A 19,419-nucleotide genomic window follows, 5' to 3' on the forward strand; every position below is an offset into this window, starting at 1 on the left:
CCCGTTGTCAGTGGCGGGTGTCAGACTCCGGCCATGACCAACGCCGTGAAGGGCCCCGCGAGTTACTTTCCGTCGATCGAGAAGAAGTACGGCCGGCCGGTGGCCGAGTGGAAGGACCTCATCCGCGCCTCCCCCATGACCAAGCACATGGAGCTGGTCGGCTGGCTCAAGGCCGAGCACAGCCTGGGGCACGGCCACGCCAATGCCCTCGTCGCCCACACCCTCGCGGAAGCGGGCGACAAGTAAAGGCCCGGCCCGGACGCGCACCCCCGTGGCGCGTCCGGGCCGGGCCCGGGGAAGAGGGGCGGCCGGCCGGAACCGGCCGCACCCCCTCGTAGGGGCAGGAGCCCGCTAGTCCGTCGCGATCGCGTTCAGGACGTTCATCCGGCCCGCCCGGAACGCCGGGACGAGTGCGGCCAGCAGGCCCACCACCGCGGAGCCGATGAAGACGGTGACGATCGTGGGCCAGGGGATGTCCAGCACCCCGAGGCCCTCCAGGGCCAGGAGCTTCTGGGCGACGATGCCCCAGGCCATGCCCAGGCCGAGGCCGAGGAGGGCGCCGAAGAGGGCGATGACCACCGACTCCAGGCGGATCATGCGGCGCAGCTGGCGGCGGGAGAGGCCGATGGCGCGCATCAGGCCGATCTCCCGGGTCCGCTCGACGACCGACAGGGCGAGGGTGTTCACGACGCCCAGGACCGCCACGATGATCGCGAGGGCGAGGAGCCCGTAGATCATGTTGAGGAGCTGGCCGATCTGGTCCTTGATGAGCTTCTTGTAGTCGGACTGGTCGCGGACCTTGATCTGCGGGTAGTCCTTGACCGCGGCCTTGAGGGACGCGGCGGCCTCCTTCGCCTGGCCGTCGGCGGCCTTGGCGAGGATCATGCCGGTCAGCGGCATCTTGTCGGCGGGCAGGTAGCTCTTCGCGGTGGCGATGTCGAGGTACATCGCGCCCTTGTCGATGCTGGTGTCGTCCGAGGTGATGGCGCTGACCTTGAGCTTCGCGGGACGGCCGTCGGTCATGACGACGGTCAGCCGGTCGCCGAGCTCGATGCCGTGGTCCTTGGCGTAGCCCTCGGGCACGGACATGGCGTCCTTGGCGTACGCGTCCTTCAGCCTGCCCTGGACGGTCTCCGAGCGGAGGTCGTCCGTGTAGGTGGGGTCGGTCGCGTTGAGCCGCTGGGTGGCGGTCTTCCCGTCGGGCGTGGTGACCTTGGCGATCACGCCGACGTAGCGGGTGAAGTGGTCGACGTGACCGGCCGAGGTGATGGCCTTCTCCGTCGCCGGGGTGATCGGGTTGTCGCCCTGGTCCTGGATGATGAAGTCCGCGCCGACCGACTTGTCGAGCTGGTCCGTGGCCGAGGCGACCATCGAGGAGCCGACGACCGACAGGGCGGCGACCAGCGCGAGGCCGATCATCAGGGCGGAGGCGGTGGCGCCCGTACGGCGCGGGTTGCGCAGCGCGTTGCGCTCGGCGAGCCGGCCGACCGGGCCGAAGACCCGCAGCACGACCGCGCTGATGACGCGGACGACAAGACCGGCCAGCAGCGGGGCCACGACCACGAAGCCGATCAGGGTGAGCGGGATGCCGAGGGCGATGAGGCCGCCGCCCTCGGTCGCCTTGCCCGCGTTCGCCGCGCCGAGCAGCGCGAAGGCCCCGAGAGCGGTGAGGACCAGGCCGATGGCGGCCCGTACCTTCCCCGCCTTGCCGTCGGCCGGGGTGCCCGCGTCGCGCAGGGCGGACATCGGGGAGATCTTCCCGGCCCGGCGGGCGGGCAGGAAGGCGGCCAGCACGGTCACGATCACACCGAGCGCGAGGCCCACGACGGGCGTCGTGGCCTTGACGGTCAGCTCGCCCATGTCGAGCTTCATGCCCATGGAGCCCATGAGTTCCATCAGGCCGACGGCCAGCGCGATGCCGCCGCCGATGCCCAGCACGGAGCCGACGATGCCGAGCAGCAGCGCCTCGACCAGCACGGACCGCAGGACCTGCCGGCGGCCGGCGCCGATGGCCCGCATCAGGCCGATCTCCCGGGTGCGCTGGGCGACCAGCATGGAGAAGGTGTTGACGATCAGGAAGACGCCGACGAGGACGGCGATGCCGGCGAAGCCGAGCAGCGCGTACTTCAGCACGTCGAGGACGGAGCCGAAGTCCTTCTTGTTCTCCTCCTTGGTCTCCGCGGCGGTGTGCACGGTGCAGTCCGTGCCGATGGCCGCGGTGACGCGCTCCTTGAGCTGCTCGTCGCTGACGCCGGAGGCGGCGGTCAGGCCGTAGCCGCTGTACGCGGTGGTGCTGCCCAGCAGCTTCGCCTGGGCGGACGCGGTGTCGAAGTAGAGGACCGCGGCACCGGGGTTGGTCGACTTGTACGTGGCGATGCCGACGACCTCGACGGTGAAGTCGCCCGGGGCGGCGATCACGCGGAGCGTGTCACCGGTCTTCACCTTGTGCTTGTCGGCGGTGTCGGAGTCGAGGACGGCCTCGCCCGCGCCGCGCGGCTCGTGGCCGCTGGTGATCTCGACGGACTTCTTCTGGCCCTCGTTCCAGTTGGTGCCCACGGTGGGGGCGCCGGAGCTGGGGCTCAGGCTCTCGTTGTCGCGGTTCGCGACGGTGATCTGCTGACTGGTGACGTGCGGCTCGACCTTGGCGACGCCGTCCACCTTGCCGAGCCTGGCCAGCAGCGAGGCCGGCAGGGTCTGCGGCTTGCCGGTCTGCTGCGCGTCGTCGTTCTTCTTCGGGTCGACCGAGACGTCCGAGGCGGTCGAGGCGAAGAGCTTGTCGAACGTGGCGTTCATGGTGTCGGTGAAGACGAGCGTGCCGCACACGAACGCCACCGACAGCAGGACGGCGACGGCGGACAGCGCCATGCGTCCCTTGTGCGCGAGGAAGTTGCGCACGGAGGTCCTGAAGATGGTCACGACACCCGTCCACGGGCGTCGAAGTGCTTCATGCGCTCCAGGACCGCGTCGGCGGTCGGGCTGTACATCTCGTCGACGATCCGGCCGTCGGCCAGATACAGCACCCGGTCCGCGTAGGAGGCGGCGACCGGGTCGTGGGTGACCATGACGATGGTCTGGCCGAGCTCGTCCACCGACTGGCGCAGGAAGCCGAGCACCTCGGCGCCGGCCCGCGAGTCGAGGTTTCCGGTCGGCTCGTCACCGAAGATGATCTCCGGGCGGGCCGCGAGGGCACGCGCCACGGCGACGCGCTGCTGCTGGCCGCCGGAGAGCTGGTTGGGGCGGTGCTTCAGGCGGCCCGCCAGGCCCACGGTCTCGACGACCCGGTCCAGCCACTCGCGGTCCGGCTTGCGGCCCGCGATGTCCATGGGGAGCGTGATGTTCTCCAGGGCGGTCAGGGTCGGCAGCAGGTTGAACGCCTGGAAGATGAAGCCGATCCGGTCCCGGCGCAGCTGCGTGAGCTTCTTGTCCTTGAGCCCCACTATCTGGGTCTCGTCGAGGAAGATCTGGCCGGAAGTGACGGTGTCGAGACCGGCCAGGCAGTGCATCAGCGTCGACTTGCCGGAACCGGACGGGCCCATGATCGCGGTGAACTGCCCGCGGGCGATGTCCACGTCGACGTGGTCGAGCGCCACGACGCGGGTCTCCCCCGCGCCGTACGCCTTGACGACCTGACGGGCCCTCGCCGCGACGGCCGCATGCCCTCCACTGCCCCCGGTCCTGGGAATCGATACGGCGGTTGTCACGGTGGTTCTCCTATGTCTGCGGTGTCCGCCGCGCCCTGGGGCGCACGGCACTGAGGTACGTACTCAGCCTGCTGGAATCCGGCCACGGCCACATTGGTGGCTGCACGTCTCTTCGGGGTGGGGCCGGCCCCACCCCCCGCACTCCGGCCGTCATCGAAAAGGCTAGGCAGCGATCAGGAGGCGTTCCTCCTGCTGCGGTACGACCGGGGGGCGGGGGCGAGGAGGAGGCGCGCGGGAACATCCCCTAGGGGTCCGACCGTTGCGCCCGCCCCCGCCCTCAGGGTCCATAACTGCATATAAGCGGACGAAGCGTACGCAATACGGGCAGTTTCGCTCATCGAGAGATCACCGAGGGGAAACGAAGCGCGGAGAATACGTGAAGCCTGGCCCGGGGCAAGACAATTGCGGTCAGAGGGAATTAGTGTTCGGCTTTGATGGTCGAGGGGGGCGACGTGCCACCCCTTCGAACCGGCCGCCGGTCTTTCGAAGGAAGCAGCCCGTGAAGATTCTTCCCACGCGCGCCGCGAGCGTCTCCCGGCAGGGCCTGTGCACGGCCCTGCTCGTCGCCAGCCTGACCGCGGCGGTCGGCGTCAGCCCCCCGCACAACACCGCCGATGCCGACGAGCCCGGCCCGGGCCCCGACAACCCCCAGTCGCTGCCGCACGGCACCCCCAACCTCACGCTGCCCGACCTCAGACCCCACTCGCCCGGCGGCCTCCCCGGCACGCCCGCCGCGGGCGGCGGCAACGGCACCGACGGCTCCACCGGCATCCCCGCGACGGCCCTCGACGCCTACAAGAAGGCCGAGGCCCAGGCGCGCACCGAGTTGCCCAACTGCCACATCCCCTGGCAGCTCATCGCCGGCATCGGCAAGGTCGAGTCCGAGCACGGCACCATCTACGGCACCCACCTCCTCCCCGACGGCACCACGGACAAGCCGATCCTCGGCCCCGCGCTGACGGGCCGCGAGTTCGCCCTCGTACGGGACACCGACGGCGGCTTCTGGGACGGCGACACGCAGTACGACCACGCCGTCGGCCCCATGCAGTTCATACCGTCCACCTGGAAGCACATCGGCTCGGACGGCAACGGCGGCTACAAGAACCCCAACAACATCTACGACGCCGCCCTCGGCACCGCCCGCTATCTGTGCGCGGGCGGCCGGGACTTGAACAAGCCGGGGGACCTCGACAAGGCGATCCTCAGCTACAACCCGTCACGCGAATACGTCAAGAGCGTCGTCGCGTGGATGCGCACGTACCAGAACGGCGACGTCACGGCACTGCCGGACACCTCCGGCAGCCCTTCCGCTCCGCGGATCCCGGCGGGCAGCAGTCCCAGCGCGCCGAGCTCGCCCAGCACTCCGGGCACGTCACGGCCCTCACCGCAGCACAGCACTCCGGGCAAGCCGAGCACTCCGAGCACCCCGAGCAAGCCCAAGCCGTCGAAGCCCTCGAAGCCGACGGAGCCGAGCAGGCCGACGCCTCCGGCGCCCACCACCGCCCGCCTGGAGCGGGTCGGGGACGCGCAGTGGACGGCCACGGCCGGCGAGACGTTCAAGGAACAAGCCCGCGTACGGACCCTCACCGACGCCGGCAAGCCGACCGCGGGCACGCGCGTGCGCTTCGAGATCATCGGCGAGACCAAGGCCCGCTTCCCCGGAACCGGCACGGTCTTCACCACCACCACGGGCAAGGACGGCACCGCCGCCGCGCCGGCGGTCATCGCGAACGACCAGGCAGGCCAGTTCACGGTGCGCGCCACCGTCGAGGACCGGGACATCACCCCGGTCGACTTCGCGGCGACGGTCAAGCCGATGCCCGTGGCGAACGTGGTGCTGGTGGGCGACAAGCCGGCCCCGGTGGCGCCTTCCGCCACCTTCGGAGCGATCCAGGTCCAGACCCTGGGCAAGGACGGGAAGCCGCTCGCGGGCGTCAGCGGCATGACGGCGACGATCCTGGCGGCCAACGGCGTGACGCCGACTTCTGTCGGGCCGTACTTCAAGAAGGACGGCAAGGAGGTGCGGACCATCGCTCTCGCCCCGACGGACGAGAAGGGGATGGTTTCCTTGCCGGATCTGTTCGCGGACGCGAAGCCTGGGGGTTATACGGTGCGGTTCACGACGGCGGATGGGCAGGAGCTGACGGTCCATTTGACGGTGACGGCGCCGCAGGGCTGATGGGGGTGGGCTTTTTCCCCAGCCCGCCCCTCCCCGAACTGGGGCGCGTGCCCCAGGCCCCCGACTGCGGGTCGGTCGGCGCCTGCGGCGCTTTGTTCCCCTACCCCGCCCCTTCCCGAAACTGGGGCGCTGCCCCAGACCCCGATGTGCGGGCCGGTTCGCCGCCTGCGGCGGGAGCGGCCTGCGGCCGCGTCCTCAAACTCCCCCAGCTACCTCCCCCAGACTCCGTCCGGGGGTGCCCCCAGAGGTGCCCCCAACGGGCTGAAAAGAAAAGAACGGCGCACCCGGCGGAAAAGCGAGGCGCACCCACCGGCCGTGAACGTACCCACCGGCGGAGGGGGTGGGGCCGGAGGGTGAGGTTCTGGAACGCGGTGCGTTGTCAGGGCACCCAATGCGTATGACGGTGCCATGCACCGCGTTCCAGGTCCTCAGCCCGGAGGTCACACCCCCGGCCCAGCCACAAACCCAGCCCGGCCGGCGATTGAGGCCACGCCCGAAGGGCGTCCCGCCGCAGGCGCACACAACCCGCAAGACATCAATCCGCCGCGTCAGCCACCGGCTTCCCCGTGAGCGCCGCCAAAGAATGCCGCACATGCGCCATGTGCGACCGCAACTCCTCCCGCCGTTCCTCATGCTCACGCAGCACCCGCTCCGTGTCACGGACAATCCGCTCCTCACGGACACGAGCCTGCGCGATCAGAGCCGCGGCCTGGGCGTCCGCGTCCTCCTGGCCGTGGCGCGCCGCCTCCTCCGCCTCCGCGTAGCGCCGCTGGGCCTCGGCGAGGGCGTTGCGGCCGTATTCCTCCATGGCGGCGACACGGACGTCGAGCCCGGCCTCGTGCTCGGCGATCTCGTGGCCCGCCGCGTCCCAGCGTTCCGCGTGGTCCTTCTCCTGCTCGGCGAGGGCGTCGGCGGTACGCTCGCGCATCTCCTTCAGCGAGGTCACCGCCTCGACACGGCGCGCCTTCGCCTCGCGCTGGGCGACGGCGCGCACGTCGTCGGCGACGGACAGCGCGGCCAGCCCGGCCTGCCGCGCCCAGTCCTCCGCCTCCGCGCGGACCTCGGTCCCGTAGACGTGCGCGGCGTCCCGCACCGCCCGCCCGTGGGCGTCGGCGGCGTCCATCAGGGACGTCGCCTCCGCCTCCGCCCGCTCGTGCAGGCCCGCCGCCTCGGCCTGCGCCGTGAACAGCAGGCCCTGCGCGCGGTGGCCCAGCGACTCGTACGTCTGCGGCGGCAGCTGCTGCACCAACTGCCGCAGCCGCGCGACCTCGTCCTCCATCTCGCGCGCGAGCACCGTCAGCCGCGCCGCGCGCTCCCACGCCTCGTCGCGGCGCCGCTCGCACTCGACGAGGGCACGGTCCACCTGTTCAGGGCGGTAACCACGGCCCCGTACCACGGTGAAACCGTCAGGAGATACCGATGAACTCATCCTCGAAGCCCCTCATATCCCGGACAACCGAATGACGCGGTCCGGCGCACATCATTCCTGGACGGCGCGAGTGCCCAGAACCCGACACTCCGCCCGCTTCCTCCCGCAAGGTTGTGCCGACCGACGACGCGGGGCGCCCGCCCCTTCGTCCAAGGGTCGAACGCCCCGCGTCGTCGACACATCGGCCGGCCCCTAGAAGAGACCGTCCCACATCTGCTCCACCAGCACCGCCCACCAATTCTCCGGCGCCGCCAGGGCGGCCGGGTCGAGCGCCGCCAACTGCTCCTGGAAGTCCACGGTCCAGCGGCCGGCCTGTTCCGGCATCAGACCGTAGCGCCAGCGCCACATCTTGCCGAGCAGCGCCAAAGAGCGAACGAACTGAGGGAGGCTCGTGTTGACGAACTGCGGCGCCACGGAACCACCGTCCGGCCCCGCCTCCATCGGCACGGCCACGATGTGCGCCGTGCCGTACTGCACGCACAGCTGACGGCCGTAGTCACTGCCCATCACCAGATACGAGCCCGCGTCCGGCGCCGGGCGCACCCCGCGCTCCGCCGCCAGCTCGGCCAGCGTCGGCACCGGGCGGCCGGGCTGCGCCTGGCCCCAGAAGAACGGGCCGAGGTCCACCGGCAGGCCCGCCCAGACGAGCGTCTGCGCCACCACGTCCGGCACGCCCTGCCGCGACACCGCGCGCTGCTCGAACCGGAACACGCCCTGCGGACCGAACGACTCCGCCAGCTCACGGGCGATGACATCCGGCCCGACCGGCGGCAGTTGGGCCGAACCCGACAGCGGCACCCGGTTCGGCGCGGGCCGCGCCGGGCCGTCGGCGACCTGGTGCAGCTCGCCCTGATGCTCAATCAGATGCCGCATACCCTGCTGCCGGGTCGGCAGGTCCCGGCCGTACGCGGCGGTGTGGCTGATCCGCACCTGCGGCCAGGTCTCCCGCACCATGCGCGCGCAGTAACCGCCCGGCAGATCACAGGACTCCAGCTCCGTGTGCAGCTCCAGCACCTGCTGCGGCGGCACGTTCATCGCCCGCAGCTCGTGCAGGATCTGCCACTCGGGGTGCGGCGTCCCCGGCGCGCTGCGCCGGATCAGCTGCTGCTCCGAACCGTCGGCGGCGCGGTAGCGCAGTACGGCCATGTAGCCGGGCCCCACGGTGGGCACCCCGGCGGGCTGCGGCGGATAGCCGTAACCCTGCGGGGCACCGGGTCCCTGCGGGGCACCGGGCGTGCCGGGGCCCGCGAGCATGGTCGCCGCATGGTGCACGGGCGTACCGGGCGCACCGGGCGGCTGCCCGGGAACGCCCGGGGCGCCGGGAGCGTGCGGTGCGCCGGGGCCCGGCGTACCGGGTCCGGCGAGCATGGTGGCCGCGTGGTGCACCCCACCGGGCCCCTGCGGAGCGCCGGGAGGCTGGGGTGCGCCGGGGGCCTTCGGGGCGCCGGGAGCACCCGGGGCGGCGGGCATGCCGGGGGTGCCCGGGGTGGCCAGCATCGTCGCGGCGTACGCGGCACCGGGACCCTGCGGGGCCGCCGGGGGCTGCGGAGCTCCGGGGGCACCCGGAGGCTGCGGGGCGGCCGGGCCCTGAGCGGAACCCGGGGCCCCGGGAGCCCGAGGCGCCCCAGGAGGCTGCCCCGGAACACCGGGAGCACCAGGAGCATGCGGCACATGCGCCCCACGCACACCCGGCTGCCCGGGAGCGCCGGGAGCACCAGGGGCTGCCGGAGCACCAGGCACACCGGGCTCGGCAAGCATCGTGGCCGCCGCGTGCGCCGCTCCGGCACCGAGCGCAGCGGGAGAACCGGGCGCACCGGGAAGACCGGGCGGTACGGGCCCGTCGGCGCCTGGAATCCCCGGCGTTCCCGGGGCGTTGGGCGGCTGACCCGGCACGCCGGGCGCGCCCGGAGGCCGCGGCCCGCCCGCGTCCGGAACCGGCGGAGCGGCGGGAGCCGGCACACCCGGAACCGGCGCATCGGGCGCACCCGGACCCGCCGGGTCCTCGAGCGCCGGGGAGATCGCCGTACGCGGCAGCGCGCTGCCCGCCGGCATCAGCGCCGTCTTGGCCTCGGGCCCGACACCCGGCGCCGGGAAGTCGTCGTCGTCCGCACCCGACAGGGCGGGGGCGAGCACCGTGGCGGGCAGCCCGACGGAACGGTCCCCGTCGTCCTCGTCCGCGTTCGTGTCGGCCCAAGGAGTCGCCGAGACGTCGGTGGCCCCGCTCGTGGCCGACGACGCGCCGGCGTCCGGCCACACGGCGGCGTCGGCGGAATCCGTCCCCGAGGCGGAGGGAGCGTCCGGCCGAGCAGGCGCACCGGCCGCAGCTCCACGCTCCGGATCCGTACCGGCCGCCGCAGGCACAGGCGCATCCGGCGCGGCAGGAGCACTCGGCACAGCCGCCACAGGCGCATCCGCGGCCTCCGGTGTCACTCCCCTGCCCTCGGACGAATCCGTCCCCGGTGCCGACGTCGCGTCCGACCAGGCCGCGGCCGGCCGGTCGCCCCGCGTGCCGGACGCCGTACCCGACGCCGACGACCGCCGGTCCGGGATACCGATCGCGTCCGCCGCGTCCTGGAGCCACTGCGGCGGGCTGAGCAGGAAGGACGTCGCCTCCAGGTCCAGCCGCTTCGGCGGCGCCGCGTCCGGCGGCGGCAGTTGTTCGTCCACGGCCCCGTACTCCTCCTCGTACCGGCGGATCACCTCGCCCACCGGCAGACCCGGCCACAGCGTCGTCTCGCCGCTGTCCCGGGCTATGACCAGACGGGCCCGGCCGCCGTCCGACGTCGGGCCGTCCTCGCGGTCCTCCGCCCAGACCACGAAGCCCAGGTCGAACTCCCGCACCCGCACCTCGCGGTGCTGATACGCCGGTACGTCGCCGTTGACCCAGCGCTCCGCGCGCTCCTGTGCTTGCGCGAACGTCACCATCCCGCGCTCACCCCTCCACCGGGACGGCGTACGCGAAGCCACCGTCGACCATCAGGTTCGCGACGGTCTCCAACTCCGGCGGGCCACCGGCCAGCCGGGAGAGAAACGCGTCGAAGTCCTCACCGCAGGGCAGCAGCAACCGCTCCACCCGCTCCTGCACCGTCCAGCCGTCCCGGTCCCGGGCGTCGTCGAACGGGCAGAACCACACCGAGCCGAGCGACTCGCCCTTCACCTTCACCGCGAGGACACCGCCCTGCACGAAACCGACGCCCAGATAGTCCTTGGTGAAGTGGTCGCGCAGACACTTGTTCACATAGACCAGGTCGTTGACAGCCGCGTCGTCACGCACCGTGAAGAACGGCTGGTCGATCAGGAGCCCCAGCTCCGCGTCCAGCGCGGCACCCACCGGCGCACAGCCGCCCGCCGCCTTCAGGAAGGCGCGGTACGCGCCCGGCAGCCGATAGCCGAGGTCCTCCTCGACACCCTGGACCTGCTCCTCCGTCACCGCCAGATCCCGCTGCGGCAGCGCGAAGTGCACCGGACGCGTCTCCTGCAACGGCCGCGTACCGCGCTTGTCCTGGTCCACCGCCGCCGTCGCCAGCCCCGCGTGGTGCCGCAACAGCGCCTTCACCTCGACCGGGACGAGCTCCAGCCGGCGCGTACCCGCCACGTGGTGCCACGTCCAGCCGTGCGGCGTCGCCACACTCGGCAGACTCGCCCACAACTCGTGCCCGGCCGCGTGCTGCGCGGCGTTCGCCGACACGTAGTCCGTCAGCCGGAGCTCGTCGACACCGAACCCCTCCGGTGGCTCCGCGATCTCCGCGGCCGCACGCGCGTACGGCGAGAAATCCGGGAAACCGTCCTCGCCCACCCGTACGCCCTTGGGATGGCGCGCGGCACGGACCGGATCCGGGAAGTGCACGACCTGCCCGGCATAGGCCGTGTTCGGTGGCGCGGCGTGCTGCCCGAGCCGACCTGTCGTCATGGCGGATGCCCCCTGCTGACTCTGTCACCTGACGCCCAGGACACGTGCGGCGGACACCGCGGGCCACCGGGCCACCGGCCGCGCCACGGGGCGGCCCGGCCGGTCGGTGTCCCCATGGCCGAGAACACCCCGTTCGGCACAGCCTATGCGCTGCGGCGAGGCGGGGTCCGCGCAGCGGACCGCACGCACCGCGCCACGCCGCCCCGGCCCCGGCGACCGTCCCCCGGCACCGCATCCCATAGTGATCACACGACACACGAACACCACACGGCACGCACCCAACCCCGACCTGACTTCCACACCCGCCATCCCATTTGGCAGGCTGATCCCCGCAACAGGGGGATTGCACGGGAGGGAAGAACCACCATGCACACGACTCAGGACCGCCAGCCCGTGGACGAACACGCCTCCGTACCCGGAGACCCCCGGCTCAGCTGGAGCGCCACCGACGACGCGGACAGACCGCCGGCACTGCTCCACCGCCGCGACGGCATCCTGCCCGCCGTCGCCGCCGCGCTCTCCGTCCGCGGCGAGACCCTGACCTGCACCGCGGGCAAGGCCGACCAGCCGCCGACGCTCCACCCGCTCGTCCAGGACTTCCTGGACACGCTCACCAGCGACCGCCGCGAGCGCTTCACCGGCCGCTGCCCCGAGGCCGTGCTCCTCACCCGCTACCTCGGCGCCTTCGAGGCGGGCCGGAGCAAACGTGCCGCTCGCAAACCGCTCACCCACGGCGAGGCGAAACGCGCCCTGAAACACGCCAAGCTCACCGCCCGGCACATCCGCGAGGACGGCGACCCCCGGCACGGCGGCTACGCGGCCCCCTGCCGCTCCTGCACGGCCCTCCTCGCCCACTTCGGCGTACGGAGTGTCGACCCCGCCGCCCCGACCAACGGCAAGGGCTGACCCCATGCGCGCCTTCGAACGCACCGCCGCCACCCGCTTCCCCGTCGCCGTCGACGCCGCCCTCCGCGAGGCCGGCTGGCAGCCCGGCCGCTGGGACATCAAGGCCGCCGAGAACTGGGCCGACGCCCTGCGCGCCCACACCTCCCCCGCCGGCCACCGGCACACGGTCTTCCCCGCGGCGGTCGAGGCCTGGGCCGAATTCGGCGGGCTGCACATCACCGCCCCCGGACCCGGCCGCCACATCGCGCCGACGCCCTTCCGGATCGACCCGCTGCACGGCCTCCACCTCGCCCGCACGGTCGCCGACCTCGGCCGCGCGCTGGGCGCCGAGGTGTGCCCCCTCGGCCAGGAGGCGGACGGGCAGGCCCTGCTCGCCATCGACACCCACGGGCGGGTCTACAGCCTCGACCACACCGGCGACTGGTACCTCGGCTCGGACATCGACCGCGCCATCGGCACGCTCGTCACCGGCGCCCGCCCGTCCCGACTGTCGGCGGGACCGCGCGCTTAGGCCGTGGCCGGGCGGTCCTCCACCGCGGGCCGTCCCGTTCCCGCACCACCGCCGCGCGGCGGTGTCCTCACGGGCTCGATGTACCGCAGGTCGTCGATCACGTGCGGCACATCAAGCCCGTCGAGGCCCCCTCACAGGGGAACTATCCAGCCAATTACAGAGCGGTATCCGGCCTAATTCAGGCCGCCATCCGGCCCTCCCCCGACGGGATCACCGCCGAGACCCGGAAACCACCCACATCCGTCACACCCGCCACAAAGACACCACCGAGCGCCGACACCCTCTCGCGCATCCCCACCAGGCCGTTGCCACCACTCGGCAGCCCGACATCCGCGCCACCGTCCGAAGGACCGTTCTCCACCTGAAGGGCCACCTCGCCCTCCCGGTGCGCGAGCCGCACGACCGCCTTCGCACCCGGCGCGTGCTTGTGCACATTCGTCAGCGCCTCCTGCACCACGCGATACGCCGTGCTCTCCACCCGCGCACCGTGCGAACGCCCCTCACCCTCCACACACAGCTCCACCACCATGCCCGCCGCCCTCGACAGACCCACCAGATCCTCAAGACCGTCCAGACACGGACCGTCCCCGGCCACGGCCTCGTCCGCCACCCCCGCGACCGCCACCGCGCTCTCCGAGCTCTCCGACACCCGCGCCGAAGCAGCCGCGGCCACCTCCGCCAGCCGCTGCGAATCCGCCGACGACTGCGCCGCCACCGGACCGTCCGACGACGTCCGCAGCACCCCCAGCATCTCCCGCAGCTCCGTCAGCGCCTGGCGGCCCATGTCACCGACCAGGCCCGCGTTCCTCGACGCCTTCTCCGGATCCTTCAGCGCCACCGCCTGCAGCGCCGCCGCGTGCACCACCATCAGCGACACCCGGTGGGCCACCACGTCGTGCATCTCCCGCGCGATCCGCGTGCGCTCCTCGTTACGGGCCCACACCGCGCGCTCCTCCGCCCGGTCCGCCAGCAGCGCCAGCTCGCGCTCCAGACCGTCGGCCCGCTCCCGCAGGCTCTCGACCAGCCGGCGGCGCGCCCCCACGTACAGCCCCAGCAGCACGGGCGGCGCGGACAGCCCCAGCGCCATCAGCGCCGAGAAGAACACGGTCAGCCACAGGCCCGGGTGGTAGCCGTCCTGCGACATGTCCTGGTGGAACCGCACGAACGTCACCACGAACGTGCCCGCCACCGACACCCCGGCCAGCACCACCGTCAGCCGCCGCGCCACGTCGGACGCCGCCAGGGTGTAGAGCCCGACGATGCTCAGCAGGAAACCCATCTCGGCCGGTGTGATCGCGATCGACACCAGCACCACCGCTATCGGCCACCGCCGCCGCAGCAGCAGCGACGCCCCGGCCGGCAGCCCGATGGCGAAGCCGACCGCCGCGGGCAGCCCCGCGTCGTTCGCGAAGCCGACCCCTTCCAGCGCGCACTCCAGTGCCGACAACAGCGCGAGCGTCACGTCCAGCACGAGACTCCGACGCCGCCCCCACCACCACGGCCCCCGGGGCGCGCCCCGCGCGCCCGCCTCCGCGATTGCCCCCGTTGTGGTCATACCACCCAGACTACGGGCGCCCGCCACCGGTTTTCCTGCCCGCGCGGGAGCACGGGGCGGGTGCGATTGAAGGTGAAAGGCACCGGTTTCCCTCGAACTGCCGAATCGGCCATGCTTTCGCCATATGTGCGCGTATGGGCGATGACGCTGAGTTCATGACGCAAGCGAAGACGGAACAGCAGGCACGCGCCCGCGAGCTACGGCTGGCGGGCAGGACGTACGACGAGATCGTCGCTGAGCTGGGGGTGGCGAAGAGCTCGGTGTCGCTCTGGGTGCGGGATCTGCCGAAGCCGCAGAAGACGGCGGAGCAGATGCACGCGATGAGCGAGGCGCGGTGGGAGCCGTACCGGAAGGCCCGCGATCTGGCGCGCCAGCAGACGAAAGAGGCCGCGGTTCGCGAGATAGGCCAGATGACCGACCGGGAGCTGTTCCTGGTGGGCGTCGGGCTGTACTGGTCGGAGGGCTCCAAGTGCAAAGCGCACCGGCCCCAGGAAGTGACCACCTTCATCAACAGCGACCCCGGCATGATCCGCGTCTGCCTCGCATGGCTCAAGCTGCTGCACGTCGAGCCGGAGCGCCTGCGATACCGCGTGATGATCCACGAATCCGCCGACGTGGCGGGCGCCGAGAAGTTCTGGGCGGATCTCGTCGGCGTCGATGCCACCAGCCTCGACAAGACCACGCTCAAGAAGCACAACCCGAAGACCGTCCGCAAGAACATCGGGGAGGACTACCGAGGGTGCCTCGTGGTCCGCGTCCGGGAAGGCGCCGACCTGTACCGTCGCATCGAGGGCTGGTGGTGCGGCATAGTGTTCTCTGCGCGCACGGCCGATCACCAGAATCGGACATAACTCGCAAACCATCCCCTGTGGTGTAATTGGCAACACAACGGACTTTGGATCCGTCTTTCCAGGTTCAAGTCCTGGCAGGGGAGCTCAAAGTTCGAATACTCGGGTCCTGACCCCCAGGTCAGGACCCGCCCGCGTTTCGGCCTTCAAACGCACCGGTATCCTTCGGATGTCCACCACCCGAAGCCGAAGGGCACACCCGTGAGCGCCAACCGCCCGGCAGCCGTCGTCGTCCTCGCAGCGGGTGAGGGCACCCGCATGAAGTCGGCGACCCCCAAGGTCCTCCATGCCATCTGCGGCCGCTCCCTCGTCGGGCACGTCGTCGCCGCCTCCCGCGAGCTGGACCCCGAGCACCTCGTGGTGATCGTCGGGCACGAGCGCGCGAAGGTGGCCGCACACCTGGCCGAGATCGACCCCGCCGTCCGTACCGCCGTGCAGCACGAGCAGAACGGCACCGGCCACGCCGTGCGCATGGGGCTGGAGGAGCTCGGCAACAGCGGCGTCGTGCTGGACGGCACCGTGGTCGTCGTCTGCGGCGACACCCCGCTGCTCACCGGCGGCACGCTGCGCGGGCTGAGCGAGGTCCACGCCGCCGACGGCAACGCCGTCACCGTGCTGACCGCCGAGGTCCCGGACTCCACCGGCTACGGCCGCATCGTGCGCGACCCGGCCACCGGTGCCGTGACCGCGATCGTCGAGCACAAGGACGCCACCGAGGAGCAGCGCGCGATCCGGGAGATCAACTCCGGTGTGTTCGCGTTCGACGCGCAGCTGCTGACCGACGCGCTCGGCAAGGTCCGTACGGACAACAGCCAGGGCGAGGAGTATCTGACGGACGTCCTGGGCATCCTGCGCGAGGCCGGGCACCGGGTGGGCGCGGCCGTGGCGGGTGACCACCGGGAGATCCTGGGGATCAACAACCGCGTCCAGCTCGCCGAGGCGCGCAAGCTGCTCAACGAGCGGCTGCTGCACGTGGCGATGATGGACGGCGTGACGGTCGTGGACCCGGCGTCGACGCTGGTCGACGTGACGGTGACCTTCGAGCGCGACGCGGTCGTCCACCCGGGCACCCAGCTGCTGGGCGCGACGCATGTCGCCACCGGCGCGGAGGTCGGCCCGAACTCCCGGCTGAGGGACACCTCGGTCGGTGCGGGCGCGGTCGTGGACAACACGGTCGCGGACAGCGCGGAGATCGGCGAGGGCGCGAACGTCGGCCCGTTCGCCTATCTGCGTCCGGGCACCCGGCTGGGGACGAAGTCCAAGGCGGGCGCGTACGTGGAGATGAAGAACGCCGTGATCGGCGAGGGCACCAAGGTGCCGCACCTCTCCTACGTCGGGGACGCCACGATCGGCGAGTTCACCAACATCGGCGCGGCGAGCGTCTTCGTGAACTACGACGGTGTGAGCAAGCACCACACGACGATCGGCTCGCACTGCCGGACCGGCTCGGACAATATGTTTGTGGCTCCGGTCACGATCGGGGACGGCGCGTACACCGCGGCCGGCTCGGTCATCACCAAGGATGTGCCCCCGGGTTCGCTGGCTGTCGCACGTGGACAGCAGCGGAATATCGAGGGCTGGGTGGCTCGTAAGCGCCCGGGAAGCGCGGCCGCACAGGCCGCTTCCGCCGCTCAGCAGGACGGTCGAGAGACCGACGCCGAACAGTGACCGTGACACGGGCGCGTCGTGCGGGGCGTACCGTGATAAGCGCACACAAAGCGACATCCAAGGAGACTGTGCTGTGACCGGGATCAAGACGACCGGCGAGAAGAAGCTGATGCTCTTCTCCGGCCGCGCCCACCCCGAGCTTGCCGAGGAGGTCGCGCACCAGCTGGGCGTCGGCCTGGTCCCGACCAAGGCATTCGACTTCGCCAACGGCGAGATCTACGTCCGCTTCCAGGAGTCGGCGCGTGGCGCCGACTGCTTCCTGATGCAGAGCCACACGGCTCCCATCAACAAGTGGGTCATGGAGCAGCTCATCATGCTCGACGCGCTGAAGCGCGCGTCGGCCCGCTCCATCACCGTGGTCGTGCCGTTCTACGGTTACGCGCGTCAGGACAAGAAGCACCGTGGCCGTGAGCCGATCTCGGCGCGTCTGGTCGCGGATCTGTTCAAGACGGCGGGTGCGGACCGGATTCTGACGGTCGACCTGCACACGGACCAGATCCAGGGCTTCTTCGACGGCCCGGTGGACCACCTGTTCGCGCTGCCGATCCTCGCGGACTACGTGGGCGCCAAGGTCGACCGCGACAAGCTGACGGTCGTCTCCCCGGACGCCGGCCGGGTGCGCGTGGCCGACCGCTGGTGCGACCGTCTGGGCGCGCCGCTGGCGATCGTGCACAAGCGCCGTGACAAGGATGTCGCCAATCAGGTCACGGTGCACGAGGTCGTCGGTGATGTGAAGGGCCGGGTGTGTGTCCTGGTCGACGACATGATCGACACCGGTGGCACCATCTGTGCCGCCGCGGACGCGCTGTTCGCGAACGGTGCGGAGGATGTCATCGTGACGGCGACGCACGGTGTGCTCTCGGGTCCGGCCGCGGACCGTCTGAAGAACTCCAAGGTGAGCGAGTTCGTCTTCACCAACACCCTGCCGACGCCGGGTGAGCTGGAGCTGGACAAGATCACGGTGCTGTCGATCGCGCCGACGATCGCGCGCGCGGTGCGTGAGGTCTTCGAGGACGGTTCGGTCACGAGCCTCTTCGAGGAGCAGGCGTAAGTCACGCGCTGACTGATCGATTTCTGGGCGGCCTTCCCGCCGGGTACACTGCACAAGTTGCTCGGCGAGGGAGGCCGCACTTTTTTTGGGTGCGGCGGTCCGTTATCGACGCGCTCTTCGTAGCAGGTCTGTCGTGGGCCGGGTAACGGCCGTCAGATCCTTTTACTTTCTACGAGGAGTGCGTATGTCCGAGGTCAAGATTCCCGCACAGATCCGCCGCGAGTTCGGCAAGGGCTTCGCCCGCCGCGCCCGTGTCGCCGGTCAGGTTCCGGCCGTCGTCTACGGTCACGGTGGCGAGCCGGTTCACGTGACCCTGCCGGGCCACGACATGATGATGGCGCTCAAGACCCCGAACGTCCTGCTCTCCCTGGACATCGAGGGCCGCACCGAGCTGGTCATCCCCAAGGCCGTCCAGCGTGACGCGCTCAAGGGCTTCCTGGTCCACCTGGACCTGCTCGTCGTCGCCAAGGGCGAGAAGGTCACGGTCGAGGTTCCGGTGCAGACCGAGGGCGAGCTGGCCCCGGGCGGCAACCTGCTCGAGCACGTCCTGAACACCCTGACCGTCGAGGCCGAGGCCACGCACCTCCCCGAGGCCGTCGTCGCGAACATCGCGGGCCTGGAGGCCGGTGCCTCCGTGCTGGCCAAGGACGTCGTCCTGCCGGCCGGTACCACCCTGGCCGTCGACGGCGAGACCGTCGTCCTGCAGGTCCTGGCCGCTCAGACCGAGGCTGCCGCCGAGGGCGCCGAGGCCTGATCCAGGCTTCCCTCGTTTTTCCCTGCCGCCGTCCCGCTCTTCCCGAGTGGGGCGGCGGTTGGCTATGGAGGAGAATGTTCGGATGACGGACGACACGAGCCCTTGGCTGATCGTGGGGCTGGGCAACCCGGGCCCCGAGTACGCGGCGAACCGCCACAACGTCGGCTTCATGGTGGCCGACCTGCTGGCGGAGCGGCTGGGGGCGAAGTTCAAGGCGCACAAGTCGCGGGCGCAGGTGGTCGAGGGCCGGCTCGGTGCGCCGGGGCCGTCGAGCCGCCGGGTGGTCATCGCGAAGCCGATGTCGTTCATGAATCTGTCGGGCGGGCCGACGGCCGCGCTGCGGGACTTCTACAAGGTGCCGGTGGAGCGGATCGTCGCGGTCCACGACGAGCTGGACATCGATTTCGGTCAGCTGCGGCTGAAGCTGGGTGGTGGCGACAACGGCCACAACGGTCTGAAGTCGATCACGAAGGCGATGGGGCCGGATTACTGCCGGGTGCGTTTCGGTATCGGGCGGCCGCCGGGTCGTATGCAGGTGGCCGACTTCGTCCTGAAGGATTTCTCGTCGCCCGAGCGCAAGGAATTGGCGTTCGAGGTGGACCGGGCGGCGGATGCGGTGGAGACGCTGATCGTGGACGGCCTGGAGCGGGCGCAGGGGACGTACAACTCGTAGCGGGACTCCTTGACCGGGACTGCGCCCCGGACCCCGCGGTCCGCCTGCGGCGGGCTTTGTTCCCCTACCCGCCCCTTCCCGGCTGCATCTGATGTGCGGCTCCGCCGCGTGGGGGGCTCCGCCCCAGACCCCGCAACACGCTTCGCGCGTTGTCCTCAAACGCCGGACGGGCTGATTTCAGCCCGTCCGGCGTTTGAGGACGCTCCCCCAGACTTCGTCCGGGGGGACCCCCAA

Annotated in this window: 15 protein-coding genes and 1 tRNA gene; 10 read left to right on the plus strand and 6 right to left on the minus strand. The window is 71.4% G+C overall.

Annotation, left to right across the window (positions count from 1 at the left end; translation table 11 throughout):
• Window positions 1–33: 33 nt before the first annotated feature.
• Window positions 34–246, plus strand: coding sequence for a DUF4287 domain-containing protein (locus AB0435_RS25820; RefSeq protein ID WP_366006316.1), 213 nt, complete (start codon window positions 34–36; stop codon window positions 244–246).
• Window positions 247–351: 105 nt separating this feature from the next.
• Here the strand turns inward: AB0435_RS25820 and AB0435_RS25825 are convergent, their stop codons facing one another.
• Window positions 352–2,916, minus strand: coding sequence for an FtsX-like permease family protein (locus tag AB0435_RS25825; RefSeq protein WP_366428065.1), 2,565 nt, complete (start codon window positions 2,914–2,916; stop codon window positions 352–354).
• Window positions 2,913–3,701 (minus strand): ABC transporter ATP-binding protein, encoded by a 789-nt coding sequence (locus tag AB0435_RS25830; RefSeq protein WP_366006314.1) that lies wholly within the window; start codon window positions 3,699–3,701, stop codon window positions 2,913–2,915. The genes AB0435_RS25825 and AB0435_RS25830 overlap by 4 nt, the downstream gene beginning before the upstream one ends.
• A 499-nt stretch (window positions 3,702–4,200) precedes the next feature.
• Here AB0435_RS25830 and AB0435_RS25835 point away from each other — a divergent pair, with 499 nt between their 5' ends.
• A complete protein-coding gene (locus AB0435_RS25835; protein WP_366428066.1) occupies window positions 4,201–5,880 on the plus strand; it encodes a lytic transglycosylase domain-containing protein in 1,680 nt (559 codons plus the stop codon).
• Window positions 5,881–6,415: 535 nt separating this feature from the next.
• Here AB0435_RS25835 and AB0435_RS25840 read toward each other — a convergent pair.
• From AB0435_RS25840 to AB0435_RS25850, 3 genes are all read right to left on the minus strand, one after another.
• Complete coding sequence (locus AB0435_RS25840) at window positions 6,416–7,309, minus strand: cellulose-binding protein (RefSeq protein ID WP_366006312.1); 894 nt, start codon at window positions 7,307–7,309, stop codon at window positions 6,416–6,418.
• A 192-nt stretch (window positions 7,310–7,501) separates the two neighbouring features.
• Window positions 7,502–10,234, minus strand: coding sequence for an SUKH-4 family immunity protein (locus AB0435_RS25845; RefSeq protein WP_366428067.1), 2,733 nt, complete (start codon window positions 10,232–10,234; stop codon window positions 7,502–7,504).
• A gap of 7 nt (window positions 10,235–10,241) precedes the next feature.
• The gene (locus AB0435_RS25850) at window positions 10,242–11,219 is read right to left on the minus strand and encodes an SMI1/KNR4 family protein (RefSeq protein ID WP_366006310.1); all 978 of its coding nucleotides are present in this window, start codon (window positions 11,217–11,219) and stop codon (window positions 10,242–10,244) included.
• Window positions 11,220–11,585: 366 nt separating this feature from the next.
• On the opposite strand from AB0435_RS25850, the gene AB0435_RS25855 reads away from it, so the two are divergent.
• Both AB0435_RS25855 and AB0435_RS25860 read left to right on the plus strand, forming a co-directional pair.
• On the plus strand, window positions 11,586–12,125 hold the full coding sequence (locus tag AB0435_RS25855) for a YwqJ-related putative deaminase (protein ID WP_366006309.1): 540 nt from the start codon (window positions 11,586–11,588) through the stop codon (window positions 12,123–12,125).
• Window positions 12,126–12,129: 4 nt separating this feature from the next.
• On the plus strand, window positions 12,130–12,636 hold the full coding sequence (locus tag AB0435_RS25860) for an SUKH-3 domain-containing protein (RefSeq protein WP_366006308.1): 507 nt from the start codon (window positions 12,130–12,132) through the stop codon (window positions 12,634–12,636).
• A gap of 178 nt (window positions 12,637–12,814) precedes the next feature.
• On the opposite strand, the gene AB0435_RS25865 is transcribed toward AB0435_RS25860, so the two are convergent.
• A complete protein-coding gene (locus tag AB0435_RS25865; protein ID WP_366006307.1) occupies window positions 12,815–14,191 on the minus strand; it encodes a histidine kinase in 1,377 nt (458 codons plus the stop codon).
• A gap of 155 nt (window positions 14,192–14,346) precedes the next feature.
• Here AB0435_RS25865 and AB0435_RS25870 point away from each other — a divergent pair, with 155 nt between their 5' ends.
• The 6 genes from AB0435_RS25870 (at window position 14,347) to pth (ending at window position 19,185) form a co-directional block, all read left to right on the plus strand.
• Complete coding sequence (locus tag AB0435_RS25870; protein WP_366006306.1) at window positions 14,347–15,042, plus strand: hypothetical protein; 696 nt, start codon at window positions 14,347–14,349, stop codon at window positions 15,040–15,042.
• Between the two features lie 11 nt (window positions 15,043–15,053).
• Window positions 15,054–15,125: transfer RNA gene (locus AB0435_RS25875), tRNA-Gln, on the plus strand.
• 115 nt (window positions 15,126–15,240) lie between these two features.
• Complete coding sequence (glmU, locus tag AB0435_RS25880; RefSeq protein WP_366006305.1) at window positions 15,241–16,707, plus strand: bifunctional UDP-N-acetylglucosamine diphosphorylase/glucosamine-1-phosphate N-acetyltransferase GlmU; 1,467 nt, start codon at window positions 15,241–15,243, stop codon at window positions 16,705–16,707.
• Between the two features lie 73 nt (window positions 16,708–16,780).
• On the plus strand, window positions 16,781–17,758 hold the full coding sequence (locus AB0435_RS25885; protein WP_366006304.1) for a ribose-phosphate diphosphokinase: 978 nt from the start codon (window positions 16,781–16,783) through the stop codon (window positions 17,756–17,758).
• 184 nt (window positions 17,759–17,942) lie between these two features.
• Window positions 17,943–18,512 (plus strand): 50S ribosomal protein L25/general stress protein Ctc, encoded by a 570-nt coding sequence (locus tag AB0435_RS25890; protein ID WP_366428068.1) that lies wholly within the window; start codon window positions 17,943–17,945, stop codon window positions 18,510–18,512.
• Window positions 18,513–18,594: 82 nt separating this feature from the next.
• Window positions 18,595–19,185: an aminoacyl-tRNA hydrolase gene (gene pth / locus AB0435_RS25895; protein WP_366006302.1), complete on the plus strand. Its 591-nt coding sequence runs from the start codon at window positions 18,595–18,597 to the stop codon at window positions 19,183–19,185.
• Window positions 19,186–19,419: the final 234 nt, after the last annotated feature.

Origin of the sequence: Streptomyces sp. NPDC051173 (genome assembly GCF_040689515.1) — a bacterium.
GTDB lineage: Bacteria > Actinomycetota > Actinomycetes > Streptomycetales > Streptomycetaceae > Streptomyces.

Excerpts from the sequence above, each read along its gene's own strand:
- AB0435_RS25890 (WP_366428068.1), top strand. The coding sequence starts at position 17,943 with ATGTCCGAGGTCAAGATTCCCGCACAGATCCGCCGCGAGTTCGGCAAG.
- AB0435_RS25860 (WP_366006308.1), top strand. The coding sequence starts at position 12,130 with ATGCGCGCCTTCGAACGCACCGCCGCCACCCGCTTCCCCGTCGCCGTC.
- AB0435_RS25855 (WP_366006309.1), top strand. The coding sequence starts at position 11,586 with ATGCACACGACTCAGGACCGCCAGCCCGTGGACGAACACGCCTCCGTA.
- AB0435_RS25850 (WP_366006310.1), bottom strand. The coding sequence starts at position 11,219 with ATGACGACAGGTCGGCTCGGGCAGCACGCCGCGCCACCGAACACGGCC.
- AB0435_RS25840 (WP_366006312.1), bottom strand. The coding sequence starts at position 7,309 with ATGAGTTCATCGGTATCTCCTGACGGTTTCACCGTGGTACGGGGCCGT.
- AB0435_RS25845 (WP_366428067.1), bottom strand. The coding sequence starts at position 10,234 with ATGGTGACGTTCGCGCAAGCACAGGAGCGCGCGGAGCGCTGGGTCAAC.
- AB0435_RS25865 (WP_366006307.1), bottom strand. The coding sequence starts at position 14,191 with ATGACCACAACGGGGGCAATCGCGGAGGCGGGCGCGCGGGGCGCGCCC.
- AB0435_RS25820 (WP_366006316.1), top strand. The coding sequence starts at position 34 with ATGACCAACGCCGTGAAGGGCCCCGCGAGTTACTTTCCGTCGATCGAG.
- AB0435_RS25870 (WP_366006306.1), top strand. The coding sequence starts at position 14,347 with ATGACGCAAGCGAAGACGGAACAGCAGGCACGCGCCCGCGAGCTACGG.
- pth (WP_366006302.1), top strand. The coding sequence starts at position 18,595 with ATGACGGACGACACGAGCCCTTGGCTGATCGTGGGGCTGGGCAACCCG.